Annotated in this window: 14 protein-coding genes; 6 read left to right on the forward strand and 8 right to left on the reverse strand. The window is 69.5% G+C overall.

Annotated features, from left to right (window positions below; all coding sequences use genetic code 11):
- Window positions 1-6: 6 nt before the first annotated feature.
- Window positions 7-477 (reverse strand): TspO/MBR family protein, encoded by a 471-nt coding sequence (locus tag KBX26_RS09150; protein WP_210865163.1) that lies wholly within the window; start codon window positions 475-477, stop codon window positions 7-9.
- Between the two features lie 316 nt (window positions 478-793).
- Here KBX26_RS09150 and KBX26_RS09155 point away from each other — a divergent pair, with 316 nt between their 5' ends.
- Both KBX26_RS09155 and KBX26_RS09160 read left to right on the forward strand, forming a co-directional pair.
- Entirely contained in the window at window positions 794-3,277 is a 2,484-nt protein-coding gene (locus KBX26_RS09155) for a M14 family metallopeptidase (RefSeq protein ID WP_210865164.1), read from the forward strand.
- A gap of 124 nt (window positions 3,278-3,401) precedes the next feature.
- Window positions 3,402-4,616 (forward strand): aromatic acid exporter family protein, encoded by a 1,215-nt coding sequence (locus KBX26_RS09160; protein WP_210865165.1) that lies wholly within the window; start codon window positions 3,402-3,404, stop codon window positions 4,614-4,616.
- 16 nt (window positions 4,617-4,632) lie between these two features.
- Here the strand turns inward: KBX26_RS09160 and KBX26_RS09165 are convergent, their stop codons facing one another.
- Window positions 4,633-6,312, reverse strand: a complete 1,680-nt coding sequence (locus KBX26_RS09165) for a Na+/H+ antiporter (RefSeq protein WP_374224240.1) — start codon at window positions 6,310-6,312, stop codon at window positions 4,633-4,635.
- Between the two features lie 208 nt (window positions 6,313-6,520).
- On the opposite strand from KBX26_RS09165, the gene KBX26_RS09170 reads away from it, so the two are divergent.
- The 4 genes from KBX26_RS09170 to KBX26_RS09185 all read left to right on the forward strand — a co-directional run bounded on the left by KBX26_RS09170 (window position 6,521) and on the right by KBX26_RS09185 (window position 11,659).
- Complete coding sequence (locus KBX26_RS09170; protein ID WP_210860056.1) at window positions 6,521-6,829, forward strand: hypothetical protein; 309 nt, start codon at window positions 6,521-6,523, stop codon at window positions 6,827-6,829.
- Complete coding sequence (locus tag KBX26_RS09175) at window positions 6,829-9,483, forward strand: DUF4132 domain-containing protein (RefSeq protein ID WP_210860057.1); 2,655 nt, start codon at window positions 6,829-6,831, stop codon at window positions 9,481-9,483. Before KBX26_RS09170 ends, KBX26_RS09175 begins: the two co-directional genes overlap by 1 nt.
- Window positions 9,484-10,093: 610 nt before the next feature.
- Window positions 10,094-10,903, forward strand: coding sequence for a hypothetical protein (locus KBX26_RS09180; RefSeq protein ID WP_210865166.1), 810 nt, complete (start codon window positions 10,094-10,096; stop codon window positions 10,901-10,903).
- 186 nt (window positions 10,904-11,089) lie between these two features.
- Window positions 11,090-11,659, forward strand: coding sequence for a kinase (locus KBX26_RS09185; RefSeq protein WP_210865167.1), 570 nt, complete (start codon window positions 11,090-11,092; stop codon window positions 11,657-11,659).
- Window positions 11,660-11,721: 62 nt separating this feature from the next.
- On the opposite strand, the gene KBX26_RS09190 is transcribed toward KBX26_RS09185, so the two are convergent.
- The 6 genes from KBX26_RS09190 to KBX26_RS09215 all read right to left on the reverse strand — a co-directional run bounded on the left by KBX26_RS09190 (window position 11,722) and on the right by KBX26_RS09215 (window position 18,647).
- Window positions 11,722-12,066, reverse strand: a complete 345-nt coding sequence (locus tag KBX26_RS09190; protein ID WP_210865168.1) for a YnfA family protein — start codon at window positions 12,064-12,066, stop codon at window positions 11,722-11,724.
- Between the two features lie 145 nt (window positions 12,067-12,211).
- Window positions 12,212-12,544, reverse strand: a complete 333-nt coding sequence (locus tag KBX26_RS09195) for a hypothetical protein (RefSeq protein WP_210865169.1) — start codon at window positions 12,542-12,544, stop codon at window positions 12,212-12,214.
- Window positions 12,545-12,594: 50 nt separating this feature from the next.
- Window positions 12,595-13,047 (reverse strand): MerR family transcriptional regulator, encoded by a 453-nt coding sequence (locus KBX26_RS09200; protein WP_210865170.1) that lies wholly within the window; start codon window positions 13,045-13,047, stop codon window positions 12,595-12,597.
- Window positions 13,047-14,546 carry a SulP family inorganic anion transporter gene (locus KBX26_RS09205; RefSeq protein ID WP_210865171.1) on the reverse strand — a complete coding sequence of 500 codons (1,500 nt, stop codon included), beginning with the start codon at window positions 14,544-14,546 and terminating at the stop codon, window positions 13,047-13,049. Before KBX26_RS09205 ends, KBX26_RS09200 begins: the two co-directional genes overlap by 1 nt.
- A gap of 277 nt (window positions 14,547-14,823) precedes the next feature.
- Complete coding sequence (locus KBX26_RS09210) at window positions 14,824-17,946, reverse strand: hypothetical protein (protein WP_210865172.1); 3,123 nt, start codon at window positions 17,944-17,946, stop codon at window positions 14,824-14,826.
- A 65-nt stretch (window positions 17,947-18,011) separates the two neighbouring features.
- Window positions 18,012-18,647, reverse strand: coding sequence for a TetR family transcriptional regulator (locus KBX26_RS09215; RefSeq protein ID WP_210865173.1), 636 nt, complete (start codon window positions 18,645-18,647; stop codon window positions 18,012-18,014).
- Window positions 18,648-18,706 lie beyond the last annotated feature (59 nt).

Below are 18,706 nucleotides of genomic sequence, written 5' to 3' on the forward strand. Positions count from 1 at the left end.
GAGCTGTCACCTGTCGCTGTTGAGGCGGACGATGGCGCCGTTGAGCACTGTGGCGAAGAGGGTCCACGCGACGTACGGGGCCAGTGCGGCACCTGCGGCGGCGTCGGCGTGCGCGGCGCGGCGGATGAGCGCGACGTTGGAGGCGTTGAGCGCGGCGATCTCGGCCAGCGCGACGGTGGGCCTGCGGGCCTTGAAGAACAACGCGCTCCACCCGAAGTTGAGCGCCAGGTTGAGCGCGTAGGCGCGGGTGAACGCGGCGCGCTCGGCTCCGCTGGTGCGGTCCAGGGCACGGGCGCCCGCCACCGCGATCAGCGCGTACAGCGGCGTCCAGACCAGCGGAAACGCCACGGGCGGTGGCTGCCAGCTCGGCTTGCGCAGTCGGCGGTACCAGCCGTTGGAGGTGTCGTTCACCGCCGTACCGGCGGCGGCCGTGACGGTGACCGCCGCCGCGGTCTTGACCAGGGTGGGAAGTCGCATGCTGTTCAGCTACCCCGCCGGTGCCGGATCAACCACGGCCGGTCGACGGGAGTCGGCGAGGGCGCGCGACAGCCCGTCACCCCGGGCGCGCTGCGGCGTCGTGCGGTGCCTCAAGTAATGCTCAAATTACGTTGATCCGAGCCGATGCCGTCGAAGATCCGCATACGCTCAGCCAACTCGCGCACGGCCTCCCGGACCTCCTCGCTACGCCAACCCTCACCGTGCCCCGACCCAGGGTGCGCGAGCGTCAACCATCCCTTCTTTGTGGATGGTCGCGAGCACATCATCCACCTGTCGCAAGGAGAAGGAGGGGACAATGCGACGCAGACAACGGCGCATCGCGTTCGTGGCGCTGCCCGCACTGTTGGCGGGCGTCCTCGTGTCGACCGGGCCGGCGGGCGCGGATCCCGCGCAGTCGGCCGCCACGGCCGGCTCCGCACCATCCCAGCTGGAGAGCCGGGACCAGGTCCGCCGCGTACACGTCAGGCTGGCCGGCGCCGACATGCTGGACAAGGTCGTCGCCGCCGGCTTCGACCTCGAACACGGTCTCAAGCGGGTGCCGACCGGCATCGAGGGCGAGGCGGTGGTCACCGCCGAGCAGATCACCGAACTGACGACGATGGGCGTCGAGGTCCTCGCCGACGACGCGGGCTTCGTCTGGAGTGACGAGGCCGACGGCGGCATCCAGGGCAACGCTGCCGCCCGCACGGCGCAGCCGGCGAGCCACGACGCGACGGTGCGGATCGCCCGCGCCGACTGGTTCACCACCAAGGGCCAGGGCTTCCTGTACGTCGAGGCGCGCACCACCGAGGGACAGCAGGCGGACCCGGTCGTCGAGATGCAGCTGGAGAACGACTCGGGCCGGGGCACCTCGTTCGGCTTCGCCCGGACGATGAGCCGCTTCGTGGACTCCGGGCAGTACATGTTCCACCGGAACCTGTTCAAGCTCGACACGCGGCCGACCCAGATCCGGGTCACGAGCTCGACCGGTGGCGTCACCACCGGCAAGGTCTCCGACTGGTTGGAGGACGCCCCGCCGCCGCTGACGGCGAACCCGTCCTACAAGTCGGACTTCGTGGACGGGTACAAGCACCCGCAGCAGCTCTACAGCCGGGCGAAGGAGATCGCCCGCCAGTACCCGGACATCGCCGAGATCGTCTACCTCCCGAACCAGACCAACGGCTACCAGCGCAAGGCGCAGGCCACGATCGGCGGTACGGGGCAGTCGGCGGTCGTGGTCAGCTCGGCGGCGTGGGGCCACGAGGGCGGCAACGACGTCACTGTCGAGTTCGTGGACCGGCCGGAGGCGGACCTGCCGCTCGCCGTTGAGGTCACCGGCAAGGCGGTCCGCGTGCTGCTCGCCACTGACGCCTCGGGCGCTCCGGCGAGCACGGCCACCCAGGTGGCGGACGCGCTGCGGACCGGGTCCCAGGGCCTCATCGACCGGGCGCACCCGTACCGCACCAACACGGGCACCGGCGTCGTCGCGGCGACGGCCGGCCCGGTCGCGTTGACCGACTTCCTCGACCAGAAGCGCGTCGGCGCGCCCGAGGGTGAGGTGCCCCGCGGCCCGGTCACGATTCCCGTCCTGCGGATCGGCAAGCACCGTGACGGCAAGAAGCCCGGCGTCCTGATCCAGGCGCAGGACCACGCCCGCGAGTGGGTGCCGGCGACGACCAGCCTGGAGTCGGCCGAGCGTCTGGTGCACAACTACCGGTCCGACCGCGAGACGAAGGAGATCGTCAACAACACCGATGTCTTCTTCATCCTCTCCAACAACCCCGACGGGGCGAACTACAGCTTCTACAACTTCGCCTCGCAGCGGAAGAACCTGACGAACCACTGCCCGGACGCGACAGCCGATCCTGGGCAGCGGAACTCCTGGGGCGTCGACCTGAACCGCAACTACCGGGTCGGGTCGGGTCACGACGGGTACGCGGGCGGGTCGACCAACTGCGTCAGCGGCACCTACCAGGGCCCGGAGGAGCTGTCCGAGCCCGAGTCGAAGAACATCATCTGGCTCGTCGAGAAGTACAGGAACATCAAGTTCATGATGTCGGTGCACTCCAACGGCGGCCAGTTGTTCTGGCAGCCCGGCGCGTACGTCGCTGACGGGCGGATCACCACGCCGCGCCCGCCGCTGGGTGACGAGGCGTTCTACTGGCAGTCGGCGGCCCGGATCCTGTCGCAGGTCAAGGCGCACCGGGAGACCGTCGTCACGCCGGAGAACGTCGGTGGCTCGTCCGACGTCCTCTACTCCTCCGCCGGCAACGTGCGCGAGGACCTGTACCACACCTACGGGATCTACGCCTTCGGCTGGGAGGTCGGCGGCTCCGTCTACAACCCGGCCACCGGCGACTGGCAGGGCGGTTCGTTCCAGCCGGAGTGGGCGGGCAACCCCGAGCTGGTCAGCGGCCACGCCGAGACGATGGAGTACGCCAACGGGATCATGGAGATGTTCCGGGTGGCGGCGGACTGGGGACGGGACAGGAAGAACCCGACATCGCAGCTCGTTCCCGGCGCAGGGACCTACCGCGGGCCGGTGGACGTACGCTTCGAGACGAGCGAGCCGGCCACCATCTACTACACGACCGACGGCAGCCGGCCCACGCTCCAGTCGCCGCGCTACGCGGCCACCGAGTTCCGGGAGCCGGGGCAGGTGTTCCACGTGACCGAGACGACGACTTTCCGCTGGTTCTCGGTGGACAGCGCCGGCAACATCGAGAAGAACTACGACCCGACGAAGAACGACAGGCGCAACAACTACCGGACGGCGACGATCAAGATCGCCAAGAGGTAGTCCGCGTACCGTGATCGAAGCCCCGCCGGTCGATGTCACCCGCACCGGCGGGGCAACGGTCAGCAGGGCCCGCGCGGGCGTCGGCAGCGCGGATAGGTCCTCATTTGGTGGGTAAGCGGCGCGCATGCCCGCGAGCGAGGATTCGGCCGCCGACCTGGATTCGGCACCACACGGGCGTTCTCGCGTCGACCGGATGTTCGGCAGCCTGCGGGAGCGGGCGCGGGAGGCGTGGCGCGTACGTTCCTGGCGGTTCCGGCTCTACGGTCTGCTCGCCGTGCAGGCCGCCATCGCGGCGGGGCTCGCCTGGTTCGTCGTGTACCAGTTCCTCGGCAATCCGTCCCCGGTCTTCGCGCCCACCGCGGCGGTCGGCATCACGGCCGCCGCGATGGGCTCCCTACTGCGGCGCACCATCGAACTGCTGGTCGGGGTGGTGCTCGGGCTCGCCGTGGGTGACCTGCTCATGCCGCTCTTCGGCATCGGCCCGTGGCAGACCGGTGGGGTGGTCCTGCTGGCGATCATCGTGGCCATCCTGCTCAAGGGCGGTGGTTCGCTGCTCACCCAGGCCGGCGGTACGGCCGTGCTCATCGCCACCCTCGAACCACCGGTCCGTGACCTGTCCATTCCCCGGTTCGTGGACGCCGCGGTCGGAGGGCTGATCGGGTTGGCGGTCAGTCTGCTGCTGGTACCCATCCATCCGCGGCGGACACTGCACCGACTGGCCGAGCCCGTGGTCGGTCCCGCGGTGGCCGCCATGCACCACCTGGCGGCGGCGCTGCGCCTGCGGGATCTCGGACAGGCCGAGCAGGGCCTGCGCGAGCTGCGGAACATCGGCCCGCAGGTCATCGCGTTACGGGACGGGCTGCAAGCCGCCCAGGAGGTGGTACGACTCGCGCCGCTGCGCTGGCATGAACGCGACTCGTTCGCCCTCCACGCGGAGTCGATCCGACATCTGGAACGCAGCGTGCACAGTTGCCGATCTCTGGCGAGGCAGCTCACGACGGCACTCAAGGACCACGAGCCGCTGCCGGAGGAGGTCCCGGACGCCATCGACCTGCTGGCCGACGGCGCGCTGGACCTGCGCGCGGCGATCGTCGCGCGGGAGGAGCCACGGGAGCCGCGCGAGCGGATCCTGGAGGCTGTCGAACTAATCGGACGGGCACAGGGCGGGTCCGTCCGCGACCCCACCCGCCTGCACCGTCACCGTCTGGGCTACTCCGGGATGATCGCCGTGGGCGAGTTCCGGACCATCGCCCATGACCTGCTCATCGCCAGCGGCCTGGACCCGGAGAAGGGCGCGGCACTGGTGCGGCAGGCGATAGACCGGGGCCAGCACGAATGATCGCACTGTCGGCCGGTCAGATGGACGTCCGCCTGGGCAGCAGCAACTCCTCGTGATCGAGTTCCCGTTCCAGGACGCGCAGTTCCTCGTCGGGCAGCCGACCGCTGTCGCGCCAGCGCACGAGTTCCTCCCGCTGGGCGTCGATGGCCGTCCGGCGGACCTGGAGCGCCGTCTCGTACTGCGGTGAGGTCGGTAGCTCCGACGACCCGCTCTGTTCGAGCAGGTCAAGTCGCCCGCGGTAGCGCGCCAGTCGGGCCAGCAACTGGGTACGGGTGGTGTTGACGGCCATCGCGCTGTCCGGCTCGGCGGCGGCGACCTCGTCCAGGCGGGCCAGGGCGGCCTCGACCGCCGCCGAGCGGGCCTCGTTGCGTACCCGGGCCTGGTCGGTCTCGTTGGCGCGCAGGCCCAGCCTCCGCACGAGCGGCGCGAACGTCAGGCCCTGCCCGACGAGCGTCACGAGGACGACCACGAAGGTGCAGAACAGGAGCAGGTCCCGGTCGGGGAACGGCACCCCGCTGTTGGTGGTCAACGGCAGGGTGAAGATCGCGGCCAGGCTGATCACCCCACGGGTGCCCGACCAGCTCAGCGCCGTCACCTCGCGCAGGGACAGTCGTTCCGCGTTGCGGTCGGCGCGGGCGACCTGCCGGGCACTACCGGGCTCGTCCGGGTCGTCCTGCTCGGATACGCCGCCCAACCGGCTGTGCAGCGACCGGGGGAGGGACTGCGTCAGCACCAGCCAGGCGGGGCGTAGCAGCAGCACCACGCCGACCGACACCGCCACGGCGATGACGATGGTGGACGTCTCGTACTGGCGCAGGCCCTTGACGACCTCGGGGAGCTGCTGGCCGATCAGCAGGAAGACGAAGCCCTCAAGGAGGAAGTCGACAAGCCGCCACACGGCGCTCGTCTGCAACCGGGCGGCGCCGGAGCCGAGCTGGGGCGTCTGGTGGCCGACGATCAGCCCGGCGATCACCACGGCGAGCACACCGGAGACGCGCAGCTCCTCACCCACCAGGTAGGCCACGAACGGTGTCGCGAGCGAGATGGCGTTCGACAGCAACGGATCGGTGGTGAGCGGTCGGGCCAGACGTACCAGCCAGGCGATGGCCGCCCCCACCGCCACCCCGCCGACCGCCGCCAGCACGAACTGGCCGACGGCGGCCGGGAACGAGAATTCGCCGCCCACCGCGGCGGCCACCGCGACGCTGAGCATCGTCAGGGCGGTGGCGTCGTTCAGGAGCCCCTCACCCTGGATGATCGTGACCATCTTCGGTGGCAGGTTGACCCGGCGGCCCACCGCGAGCGCGGCCACCGGGTCGGGTGGCGCGACGGCGGCGCCGACCGCGATTCCGGCGGCAAGTGTCGCGCCGGCGACGAACAGATGGAAACCGATGCCGACGAGAACGCCGGTGAGAAGCACCAGCAGCACGGACAGGCTGACCACGATGCGCAGGTTGCGGCGGATGTCCAGCAGCGAGGAGTCCAGTGCGGCGCTGTAGAGCAGCGGCGGCAGCACGACCATGAGCACGAGGTCAGGATCCAGCCCGACGTTGGGGCCCGGGAGCAACGCGTACGCGATGCCGATGAGCGGCAGCAGCGCCGCCGCCGGCAGTCCGGTGCGGGCCGCCACCCACCGCACGGCGACGATCACCGCGACGGCGGCGAGCACGAACAGCAACATCGAGTGGGTGCTCACGTGGTGACGTCCCCCTGGAGCGGCGCGAGCGAGATTGTTCGGGGTGCCGGGCGGTCAGCGCAGCACGCAGCGGTGACGAGCCTACCCGCTTGATCAGCCGAACTTCCTGGTCGACCGGGCGGGGCCCCTCCCGTGCGTGGCTGCCCCGCCCTGCTCCACCCCACCTTCGCCGGACGCCGTGTCGGACGGCTGCGTTACCTTCTCCGCCATGCCGATGATCACGATCGCCGATGAAGTGACCGGAGCCCCGAGCGGACCCGAGTGGAGCGTGGAGGTCTTCGAGGAGTCGCTACGCCTCGACGAGTTGATCCGGCGGCGGACATTCCTGGAGGTCGCCGAGTCCGGTGCTGACGTCGACGCGGAGGCGCGGACGCAGGTGGCACTCGACGCGTTCCGTCGCAACGGGTTCGTCGTGCTTGTCGACGACCGGCAGGTGACAGCCCTGGACGAGAAGGTCCGCCTGCACGCGGGGTCGCGGATCACCTTCCTCAAGCTCGTCCCGCTGGTGGGTGGCTGATGGACACGCACGACGCGGAGTTGGCACTGCGTGACGTGGTCGACACCGTCAGGGGATGGTGTGAGCGGAGCGACAACACCCTCAACGAGCATGGACGGCGGGATTTCGTCAGCCGGATGACCACGGTGCTCGGCTGGGTGTCGGCCGGCACGCTGCCCGCGCTGCTCGCCGCGCTCACCGATCCGCACGGGCCCTACCAGCTCGCTGCGCCGCAGGTCGAGCTGCTGCCGGAGGCCATCCGGCAGGGTGAACTGCTTGCCGCCGCGGTGGCGGACCTGGGCGGCCACGACGCGGACCATGATCGCCGTCGCGCCGCGGCGATGACAGTGGTCGAAACCCTGCCGATGCTGGCGTACCAGACCGAGACCCCGTGGGACCGCGCCCGTCGCGAGGTGTGGGCCCGGGCGGCGCAACTGCTGGCCGCGCAACCGGCGCCGGTCCGGCAGACGGTGTTCGACGCCTTGACCGTACCGGGGGAGGACAGCGACGGGCGGGGCACGCTGATCCGTGCCGTGCGCTCCGGCGGCAGGCTCGACGGCGCCGTCTGGCTCGACCGGCTGGGCGGTCAGGCATGGTTGGGCTTCGGTTACTGGAGCACGCAGCTCAAGCAGTTCACCTGGGAGTCCATCCAGGCGGAGGCGTCGGCCGGGCGGGTGAACCCGGCGGCCCTGGCGACCTGGCGCCGGACCCGGGTCGAGCGTTCGCTGCGCGACATGAGCGACGAGGCTGACCGGGTGTGGCCGATCCCCAATGTCGGCGAACAGTGGGCCGACCGCGCGATCGCGGACGTCGAGGCGATGCCGGAGGACCGCCGGGCCGCGTGGCAGGCGCTGCTGGCCCACTGTTCGGTCGAGGCGGACAAGGCGAAGCCGTCGGCGGGCTGGCGCAAGCAGGCTCGGTCGCTGCTCGACGCGGTGGGCGGCGACGAGTTCACCGCCCGGCTCGACGATTGGCTCCCGCTCGTGGGGCAGGCGCGTACCTTGCCGCTGCGCATGACCAAGTGTTGTCCCGGCCACCTCGCGGACGTCCCGCCCCGGATGATCGACCGCTACAACGTCGGGCTGCTGTGGGGCCTGGTCTGGCTGCGGACGATGCTGCCGTCGTCGGAGGAGACCCTGCGCAGCCTCGGCCAGATCGCGGAACGAGCAGCCCGCAAGATTCCGGGCCACGGCCCGGCCAGCCCGAAACTGGCGAACGTCGCGGTCGCGGCGCTCATCGACTCCGATCATCCCGCCGCCCTCGCGCAACTGGCCCGGCTCGCGTCGCGGCTGACCTACAAGAGCACCCTGCGCATCGTGGAGAAAGGCCTGACCCAGCAGGCAGAGGCGCTCGGCGTCAGCCGCGAGGACGTCGAGGAGATGGGCCTGCCCGGTTTCGGCCTTCCCCTCGCGGACAAACTGGGTGACTGCTCGTACGAGCTGGAGGTGCGCGGCATCGACGCCGTCCTGGTGTGGCGCAACGCGGACGGCAAGGTGGTCAAGGCCCCACCCGTGCAGGTGCGTAAGGAGCACGGCGACGAGCTGAAGGAGCTGAAGGCGACCGTCACGGACGTCGCGGCGACGCTGATCGCCACCCGCGACCGCCTGGAGGGGCTGCTGCGGCGGGACCGGGCGTGGACCGTCGAGCAGTGGCGGGAGCGTTTCCTGGACCACCCACTGGCCCGGACCCTGGCCCGGCGTCTCATCTGGACCGTCGACGGCGTGGCCTGCTGCTGGGGCGGCGACGCCCTGCGGAGCGTGGACGACAGGGTTGTCGAGCCCGCCAGCGACGCCACGGTACGGCTGTGGCACCCGGTCGACGACCCCGCCGCGGTCCAGGCCTGGCGGGACTTCCTGGGCCGGCACACGATCACCCAGCCGTTCAAGCAGGCGCACCGTGAGCAGTACCTGCTCACCGACGCGGAGCGCGCCACCGGCACGTACTCCAACCGGTTCGCCGCGCACATCGTGCGCCAGCACCGTCTCAACGCGCTGCTGTCCCGGCGCGGCTGGTCGTACGTCCAGCACCGCAACGACGGCGCCAGCTACGACCTGCCCTGGTTGGCCCTACCCGACTGGGGTCTGCGGGCCCAGCTGAACATCGCGGGCATCGAGGATCGTGCCGACGACGCGGTGTTCGACACGATGGGAACCGACCAGCTGTGGTTCGCCCGGGGTGAACGCACGCCGGTGCCGCTGGAGGAGATTCCGGCGGTCGTGCTGAGCGAGGTGATGCGCGACGTCGACCTGTTCGTGGCCGCGGCCGGCGTGGGCAACGACCCGAACTGGTACGACGGTGGCCCCCAGGGCCGGTACCGCGACTACTGGTCGCAGAGCAGTTTCGGCGACCTCACCCCGACCGCCCAGACCCGCCGGGAGGTGCTGGCCGAGCTGATTCCCCGGCTGGCGATCGCCGGCCGGTGCACGGTCACCGACCGGTTCCTCGAAGTGCGCGGTGACCTGCACACATACCGCATCCACTGCGGCTCGGGCAACATCCTGATCGCCCCGGACGACAGGTACCTGTGCATCGTTCCTGCCTCGGCGAAGGCGAAGGAGCCGGAGATGTTCCTGCCCTTCGAGGGCGACAGCCGGCTCGGCGAGATCATCAGCAAGGCGTTGCTGTTGGCGGCCGACAAAAAGATCAAGGATCCGGTGATCCTGCACCAACTCTGAGGCACCAACGGGAACGGGCAAAAACTGTAAATCTGTCGCGAAAGCTTCAGAGGTTCGAATCCTCTACCCGCCGCCAAGTGCAGACACGGCCCCTGAGCAGCAGAGATGCTGATCAGGGGCCGTTGTTGTTTTGTCTGGCCGAGTCCGGCTGCGTCCAGCCGTTGATGACTGGTTGTGGGCAGATGGTGGGCAAGTCGATCTTGCCGCTGTGGACTCTTCTGAGCATTGAGTGCTCGTGTTCCAGGGAGTTGGCCGGCTTGGCACGACCGGCTGAGGCTGTCTATGGTCCCGCCGACCGAGGTAGCCCGGCGCTTCGGCCACGGCGTCGCCGTCTTTCTTGCTCCGCGTCTACGCCAAATGCAGTGACGGCGGAGGCGACACCATGAACGACAGGATCAGCGATGCGCTCGCAGATGCGCCGGCGGTTCGGCCCGGCAGAGGCGGAATTCGGGATCAATAGAGAGTGCGGTGCATCGTCGATCGAGAGCGGCTTGACCAGGTCGGGGACACTCGTAATCATGTGGCGACCATGTGTAGCTGGCTCGGCGTCGAAAGTCGCAGGTCAGGCGGGCGGTACACGGTGAAGGTGCATTCTGCCTGCGGTCGGGGGGTGGCAACGGCGGACGCCCCGCGCCTTGCACCAGTACGGCGATATCGAGACCGCGCCATATGGTTGACGCTCATTCCTCTGCTTCTGGCGCTGGTACTCGCTGGCTGCGACCCAGAGGGGGAGGGTAAGGGCAAGGTCAAATACAAGCCTGCGCTGCTGCCGGTGGCCCTGACAGTCGGTCCGGATGGGGTTGCGGTTGAGGGTGAGACGAGCATTGTCACCCCGATCGGCGAGTTCTCGATCGGAGCGGAGTACTCCCTCCCACCCCGAGATGGAAGCACGATCTACGTCCTGCTTCGTGACCGCAAGAAGGGTGCCACCGGGTTTGACAGGGTGTTCAAGGTCCAGACCGGACGCGACCAGTTCACCGTGGTCGTGAACGGAACCACCACCATCCAGATCAAGGATGGCCAGGTCTTGATCGACGTCACCGGCGCCGCCGTCAAGAAGATCCAGTTCAAGCGAATGGATCAAGCGAACGTGAAGGAAGGTGGGGACTCGTACTGGTCCAGCGTCGGCGCGAAGTGGAGCCGGGGTTGGGACTCCTCCCTCTACAAGCCCTTCGTATTCACCCGCTGGGCATACGACGACTCGACAATCGACAAGTGGTGCGGTCTGGGGTTTGTCTGGTTCCTGCTGCGCTTGGCGCTCACCCTCGTGTTGCTGTTCGTAGATCTGGTGCTGAGTTCGATCTTCTTGCTGGCGCAGATCGCCTATTTGATCTTCGGCTCGACCGGACGGAACGTTGTCTGGGGGATTGTCATCCTGCTGGCGGTCGTCGCGGTGATCCGCGGTTTCCTCTACTACTGATCTGGACGTTCTGCGCGTGGGCGGATGGTGGGCGGCCAGCGCTTTGAACCGTGCGGCGGGGTGAGAGAGCGCAGTTCAGCACACCTGGCGAGGTCAAGATCACGGACGCCCGTGCTGTCGCCACGACCCGGCGGCAGTTGTTGTTTCGCCACTGACCGCAAGGAACGCGCGGGGTGAGGAGACGTCGTGGTCGCTGAACCCATTGGCAGCTCGGACACGATCCTCGTCTGCGTCCGGGGCAATTCCGGTTCCGGCAAGAGCAGCATCGCTCGCGAGCTACGACGCCGGCACGGCCGGGGCTGCGCCCTGGTCGAGCAGGACTACCTGCGCCGCATCGTGCTGCGCGAACGGGACAAGCCCGGCGGCGCGGCACCGGCGTTGATCGGGCAGACCGTGCGGTTCGCCCTCGACCACGGCTACCACGTGGTGCTGGAGGGCATCATGCACACCAGCCGTTACCGCAGCGTGCTGACCTCTCTGCGGGACGACCACCGAGGACGGTCGCTGTTCTGCTACCTCGACGTGTCCCTGCCCGAGACCCTGCGCCGGCACCTCACCCGCCCGCAGGCCACGGAGTTCACCACCGACCAGATGAGCGGCTGGTACGCCGCGTACGACGTCCTGGGCTGGCCGGACGAACTCGTCCTTCCCGAAACCACCGGACTGGACGAGGCCGTCGAGGCCATCGCCGCAGCCGCCGGGCTACCCCAGAGCGGACGCGACGACGACCTGCATCCGAACGCCCCGTCCCCGTAGCCGCAGCCCAGCCGGCTCTCCATGACTGTGAACTTGCGCTCGATCAGCCCGCCTTTGGGCGATCAGGAGCCGCCTGCCGAACGCGGCGCGTACATGATCAAGGCGACGCCGACGAGGCAGATGCCGGCGCCGATGATGTCCCACCGGTCGGGCCGGAACCTGTCGACGATGACGCCCCAGGCGAGGGATCCGGCGACGAACACGCCGCCGTAGGCGGCGAGGATGCGCCCGAAGTTGGGGTCCGGTTGGAAGGTGGCGACGAATCCGTACGCGCCGAGGGCGATGACCCCGGCGGCGATCCACCACAGGCCGCGGTGTTCGCGCCAGCCCTGCCAAATCAGCCACGCCCCGCCGATCTCGAACAGGGCGGCGACGGTGAACAGCAGGATCGAGCGGACGACGGTCATCGGTGGACCGTACCGAGGTGGCGCGGTCCACGATCATGCCGGTGGGCTGGTCGGGCGTCGGCAGTCGCTCCCGCCGAGCCGCCCGCGGCGGATCGGCCAAGGTGCTCCCCGGCTGCGGTGGCGACCTGGCTGCTGGGCGATGCGCTCACGCCGTCATCCGGGCGGCGGCGCGCAGCGCGAGCGCGTCGAGGACGTCGACGTGCGCGGCCGGCACCTGCACGTCGAGGCGGAGCGCGCCGGCGTCGGCGGCGATGGCGAACGAGAAGAACGAGCAGCAGGAGCTTTCCCGGGCGGTCAGGTCCCGGGTGGTCGCCTCGGCGGCCGGGTCGAGACGCCACCGCAGTGCGGTGGGGGACAGCCGTTCCTGCTGGAGCAGAGCGGTGGCGAACAGGTCGTCGAATTCGGCCAGCCGCAGTGGCTGTTGGGCGCTCGGCAAGGTGCACGACTCGGGCACCCACGTCTGGGGATCAGTGGTCATGTCAACGACGGTAGGCCTTGTTTCGTCGATCGCCGCCGGTTCGAGGGCGCTCAGACGGCCGGGCCCTGATGGTGGTCGAGTGTGGTGCGGAGCGTGTCGGCGAAGCCTTCGGCCAGGGCGAGTTGGTCGCGCAGGGCGGTGACGCGGGCGGCGGCGGCGGTGTGGAACATGGCGAGCCGGTCGAGCAGGGCGGCACGGTCGACGCCGGTGGCGGTGTCGAGGGCGTCGACGACGGTGAGGAGGTCGCGCATCTCGTCGAGGGTGAAGCCGAGGGGTTTCATGCGTTTGACCACGGCGAGGCGGTCGAGGTCGGGTTGCGTGTAGAGGCGGAAGCCGCCCTCGCTGCGGGCGGAGGGCACGATCAGGCCGGCCTCCTCGTAGTGGCGGATGGTGCGGATGCTCAGCCCGACCCGGTCGGCGGCTTCGCCGATCTGCATGAGGCGGCCGGTGGCCGGGTCGGAGCGGTGCTGCTCCGACCCGGTGTCCCGGTTGGTGGTGGCCATCAGTGGCCGACGCCGAGTTGGCCGGCGAGGGTGTCGTGGATGTGGGCGCTGGGCTTGTTCAGCTCGATGATCTCGACGGTCTTGCCTCGGGCGGCGTACTTGGTGGTGATGGCATCGAGGGCGGCGACCGACGAGGCGTCCCAGACCTGGGCGTGGGTCATGTCGATGACCACCGTCTCCGGGTCGTTCGCGTAGTCGAACTGGCCCACCAGGTCGTTGCTGGAGGCGAAGAACAGCTCGCCGTGCACCGAGTAGACCCGGGTAGTGCCGTCCGGGTCCAGGACGCTGGTGACCTCGACCAGGTGGGCCACCCGCCGCGCGAAGATCACCATGGCGGTGAGGACGCCGACCACGACGCCGATAGCGAGGTTGTGGGTGGCCAGGGTGGTGGCGACGGTGGCGAGCATGACGATGGTCTCGCCGTACGGCATCCGCTTGAGCGTCGCTGGGGCGACGGAGTGCCAGTCGAACGTCGACACCGCCACGATGATCATCACGGCGACCAGCGCGGCCATCGGGATCACCGCGACCACGTCACCGAGCGCGACCACCAGGACCAGCAGGAAGACACCGGCCAGAAAGGTCGACAACCGGGTACGGGCACCGGACGCCTTCACGTTGATCATCGTCTGGCCGATCATCGCGCAGCCGCCCATGCCGCCGAAGAACCCGGTGACGATGTTGGCGACGCCCTGGCCCCAGGACTCGCGGGTCTTGCTGGACGGGGTGTCGGTGATGTCGTCGACGAGCTTGGCGGTCATCAGCGACTCCATCAGCCCGACCAGCGCGATCCCCAGGGCGTAGGGGGCGATCAGGGTGAGGGTGCTCATGGTCCAGGGGATCTGCGGCAGGCCGAGGGTGGGCAGACTGTCCGGCAGCGCGCCTTCGTCGCCGACGGTCGGCACCGCCACGCTGGCGAAGACGGTGACCAGAGTCAGGACCACGATGGCGACCAGCGGTGCCGGAACGGCGCGGGTGAGCCGGGGCAGCCCGGCCATGATCGCCAGGGCGACGGCGACCAGCGGGTAGACCAGCCACGGCACGCCGAGCAGGTGCGGGACCTGGGCGGCGAAGATGAGGATGGCCAGGGCGTTGACGAAACCGACCATGACGCTGCGTGGGATGAACCGCATCAACTTCGCCACGCCGAGCACTGCGAGCAGGATCTGGATCGCGCCGCCGAGGATCACCGCCGCGATCAGGTAGTCCAGTCCGTGTTCCTTCGCCAGCGGCGCGACGACGAGGGCGATGGCCCCGGTGGCGGCGGAGATCATCGCTGGGCGCCCCCCGCAGATCGCGATGGTGACCGCCATGGTGAACGAGGCGAACAGCCCCACCCGGGGGTCGACCCCGGCGAGGATCGAGAAGGAGATCGCCTCCGGGATCAACGCCAGGGCGACGACCAGGCCGGCGAGGACCTCGGTGCGGAACACCTTCGGCGACAGCCAGGACGGGCGGGACAGGCGCGGCCGGTTGACCGCGGACAGCACAGAAGACATAGAGCCATTTCCACTCGGGCGTCCCGTGGACGCGCACTGTTCGCCTCAGGTCGGGCAGCTACCCACCGGTCAGCGACAGATCGTTCAACGGCCCTGGGGTCGGTCAGCGGCACCGCAGGAGCCACCGGGCCTCGCCGCGACAGCCAACCCGAACCTACTCTTCCGTCAGGGGAGAGTTCACTCAACGTGTTGATCATCACCGTGTGGGCTTCGGCGACGCACGCCTTCCGCGTGGGGTGCACCGTTGCCGGCGCCCGGAGGCGCCGGCAACGGTGGGTCAGCTGGCGTGGGACAGCCGCGTGGTGATGCGCAGGCCCACGAGGGTGTCGTTCAGCCACGGCACCCGCTCGTGGTGCAGCCCGGCGGTCATCTGGTCCGCCCAGACCTCGTACCGCTGCATCAGCGCGTTGGCGCGGGACCGCGCGCTGGTGATCAGACAGTCGCCGAGGGGGTCACCGGGCAGGTTGGACGAGTCGACAGCGGGCTCGCAGGGCACCTTGAGGCTGACCTGGTCGCGCAGCGGACGGCTGAGGTCGAGCGGGCACGGCGTGGGCCCGCAGAGGGTGTAGTTCCCGCTCGCCCTGGCATAGGCATTGCCGATCTTGGCGTCCGTCGGCATGTTCACCGGAAGCTGGTACTGCCCGAACAGGTTCGCCGACAACACGTCGTCGGAGTCGAGGGCGTTGGGCAGACCCAACCTGGTGTACGCCTGCAGCAGCCGCGCGGCGGTGTTCACCTTTTTCAGGGCGGTGGGGATCGACCCGCTGACCTGCGTGCTCTGGTCCCGGACCCGGTCGTACATCAGCTTCTGCCGGGCCTGGAGGAAACCGCGCAGGGTCGGTGTCAGCGTGGTGTCCAGCGCCGTGTTGTTGATGGCCGTCGCGGCGCTCGCGAAGGCGTACCGGCCGGTTGGCCACTTCTGGGTCAGGGCCTGGTCGGGCGTGGTCTCGCTGTCGCAGTTGAACAGCTCGCAGTCGACCTGGTAGACCTGCTCGTCCGGCCAGGTGTAGTCGGCGGTCCGGGAGTTCTGCCAGGCCGCGTTGGAGTTCAGTCGGAACCGGCTGTGGATCTGCAACCGCAGCTTGCCGTAGTGGCGGATCACTCCGGTGCCGTAGCCCGTCGTCCGCGTGTAGACCCAGCTCGGCGTGTAGCAGTGGCCGACCTCGGGCAACTCCCGCACCCCGGCCGGCGGCTCGTCGAGGCGTGGCGTGTACGCGTACTGGAGTGCCCGCACCACGTTCGACATCAGGTCGTAGCGGACGTTACCGGGTCGGTCGATCTGCCTGCTGCCGCCACACGAGGGCACCGTCGCCTCGTCGGCCTTGGCCGGGGCAGGGGCGAGCGGCTTGTCGGTGTCCCAGAACAGGTCGTAGTTCTTGAGGGTCCTCACCTGTACGCCGTTGGCGTCCGGCTCGTAGCGGGCCTGGACCTCGTTGGTCCGGAGAGCGGCGAGCGCTGTCGACAGCTCGTTGGTGGCGCCGACGTACTCGTCGACCAACCCGGTGATCAGGCTGTTGGCGTTGCCGTTGGCCGGCCGACCGAAGCTGGCCGCGAGGTCGGCGATGCGGGTGCCCTCCGCCTCGATCTGCGCCGCGCGTCCGGTGCTGACCTGGGCGGCGTACGTCGGGTTCTGCAGCATCAACATGGCGTACGCCTGCGCGCCGAGGTTCCACACGGTCGGGTTGCCGACCGGTGTGGACGGTTCGACCATCGACGGGTCCCGCCCGCTGGCGACCCGGGCCAGGTAGTTGATCGACCGGGCCTCGCCGAAGCTGTTCAGCACGGTGGTCGGGTCGATCGCCGGGTTGTCGGCGTCGGTGGCGGGCACCACGAAGGCGGCGCCGCTGGTCAGCTGCGTCGCGGTCAGGTGGAATTCGTTCTCCGGGCCGACGAACTCGTTGTACGTCGGGATGGGTTGGCCGAAGTTCTCCCGGTAGCCGAGGTACTTGTTGATGTCGGCGCGGGCGTCGTGCAGGGTGGCGTCGCCGATCGCGGCCAGGACGGTGGCGGCGATGTCCTCCAGGCGCAGGCCGAGCTGGGCGACCTGCTGCTGGACGAGGGTGATCTGCGCGGTGTTGCCGGCGATCGCCGCGTTCAGCTTGTCGAACTGGGCCATCATGTTCGCGTACACCGTGTTGATCTGGGCCTCGACCCGCGCGAAGCTGGCCCGCATCTCGTCGCCGAGGGCCCGCACCTCGTCGCGCAACGCTTTGACCTGGGCGAGGATCTGCGCGTCAAGCGACGGGGCGCTGCTGCCGAAGAGCCCGACGACCGACATCACCGCACCGAAGATGTTGCCGGTCATCGCCAGCGTCGCGGTGCTGAAGATCGATCCCGCCAGGCCGCGGCCGGTGATCGCCGCCGCGTACTTGGAGATCGCGCTGATCGTGGTGAGCACCGCCTCGCCGATCACCTTGGACTTCTTGCCGGCGTCGGGGTCGGCGAACCCGATGAGGGTGGAGACCATGCCCACCCCGGCCTTGATGTCGGAGATCGTCTGCTGCCGGTCCTTGTCCCGGTCCTCGGCGGCCTTCTTCGCCGCCGCGGTGCACGCGGCGCTGGGCGGCCCTTCGGGCGGACACTTCTGGTTGTTCTCGCCGATTTCGAGACGGATCTCCAGGCTGAGGCCGAGCAGCTGCGCATGCAGGGCGGCCAACTGCTGCTTGGCCGCCGCGACGAACGCCCCCGAGTCGCCCTGCAACGCCAGGATCGCGGCGAGGTCCACGTGGGACAGCCCGGGGTCCTGGCTGAGTTCCTGGTAACCGCTGGTGATGTCGACCCCGAACGGTTCGCCCAGGACGGCGTTCCAGGCGGTGGCGACAGGTGCGCTGGCTGCCGCCGCCTGCCGGATCGCGGACCAGACCGTGGCGAGAGCGTCGTCACGGCCGCGCAGCCACTGGGCGGTCCGCAGCGCGCCGGATGCGAGTTCCTCACGGGTGTCCCACGCCTCGACCGTCTTCCCGATGACGGCCCCGATCAGGCCGGTGATCTCCGGTGAGGTCCGGGTGTCGCCGCCGGGCGCACCGAGCAGGATGTCGACGGACTTGAGCAGCAGGTCCTGCTCGGGCAGGAGCAGGTCGAACGCGGTCAGCGAGTCGTCGAGCAGCTGCCTGCGGGTGGTGAGCTGGGTCTGTGCCTGTTCGGCGGTGGCGGTCGGGTGCAGCCGGTGCCACTGGACGAATTCGGCCGACAGCACTGCCGCCGTGATCCGGTCGGCACCCTGGAGGTGGGTCTCGGCGACCTGGCCGAAGGCCCGATCGGTGAGGGCGGTCTGCGGGACGGGGACGGGGACGGGATCGGCCGACGCGGGTTCGCCGAAGAGCGCGCTCGCCGCGGTGACCGCGATCATCGCCAGCACGGCGGTCCCGCGCCGGGCGCGCGGGCAACGTTTGGGTGTCATGCCGCGAACGTATTGAGCGGCCTGAAAGGGTGCTGAAACCGCGCTGATTCGCTCGGGGGCGCCGCTCAGCCGGCGTCGGGTGGCGTGGTCGGCGCGTCGAGGGCGGGAGCCACCACGGCGAACGCCCGGTCGGTCAGCTCGGTCAGGCGCTGCTCGTCGTCTCCCGGCTGCCACTGCTGGAGCACCGTGTCGAGGGCCAGCAGGGCCATCCCGGCCGCCATCCGTGGGTAGGGGTCGGTGTGCGGGTCGAGGCCGCACCGGCTGGCCAGTTCGGTGGCCAGCTCGGCACGCCACTGGATCTGGCTCTCTAGCCAGCGGGCGTGCAGGGCCGGGGTGTCCAGGATGAGGCGGACGACGACGCGGGCCCGCTCGGAGTGTTCCGGGTGGTCGTTGCACGCGGCCAGCGGCACCCAGAGGGCGTGGCGCAGCGCGACCGACGGTGCTTCGGCGGGTGGCCGGGCGGCGAGTTCGGTGATGACGTCCGCGCTCATGTCGGCCAGGAACCGGACGACAACGTCCTCCTTGGACGCGAAGTAGCGGAAGAAGGTACGCCTCGACATGCCGGCCGCCGCCACGATGTCGTCGACGGTCACCACGTCGAAGCCCTTGGTGGCGAGCAACATCAGGGCGGCGTCGCGCAGTTCGTCGGCAACGAGCTGGCGTTTGCGTTCGGCCAGGCTGCTGTCCGCGCGGGATCTCATTCGCCGATGCTACGCCATAGGGTGCTACCTCCTGCCAACGTTGACACCTGACGTATTAC

This window comes from Micromonospora sp. C97, assembly GCF_018070385.1.
Taxonomy (GTDB): Bacteria; Actinomycetota; Actinomycetes; order Mycobacteriales; family Micromonosporaceae; genus Micromonospora; species Micromonospora parva.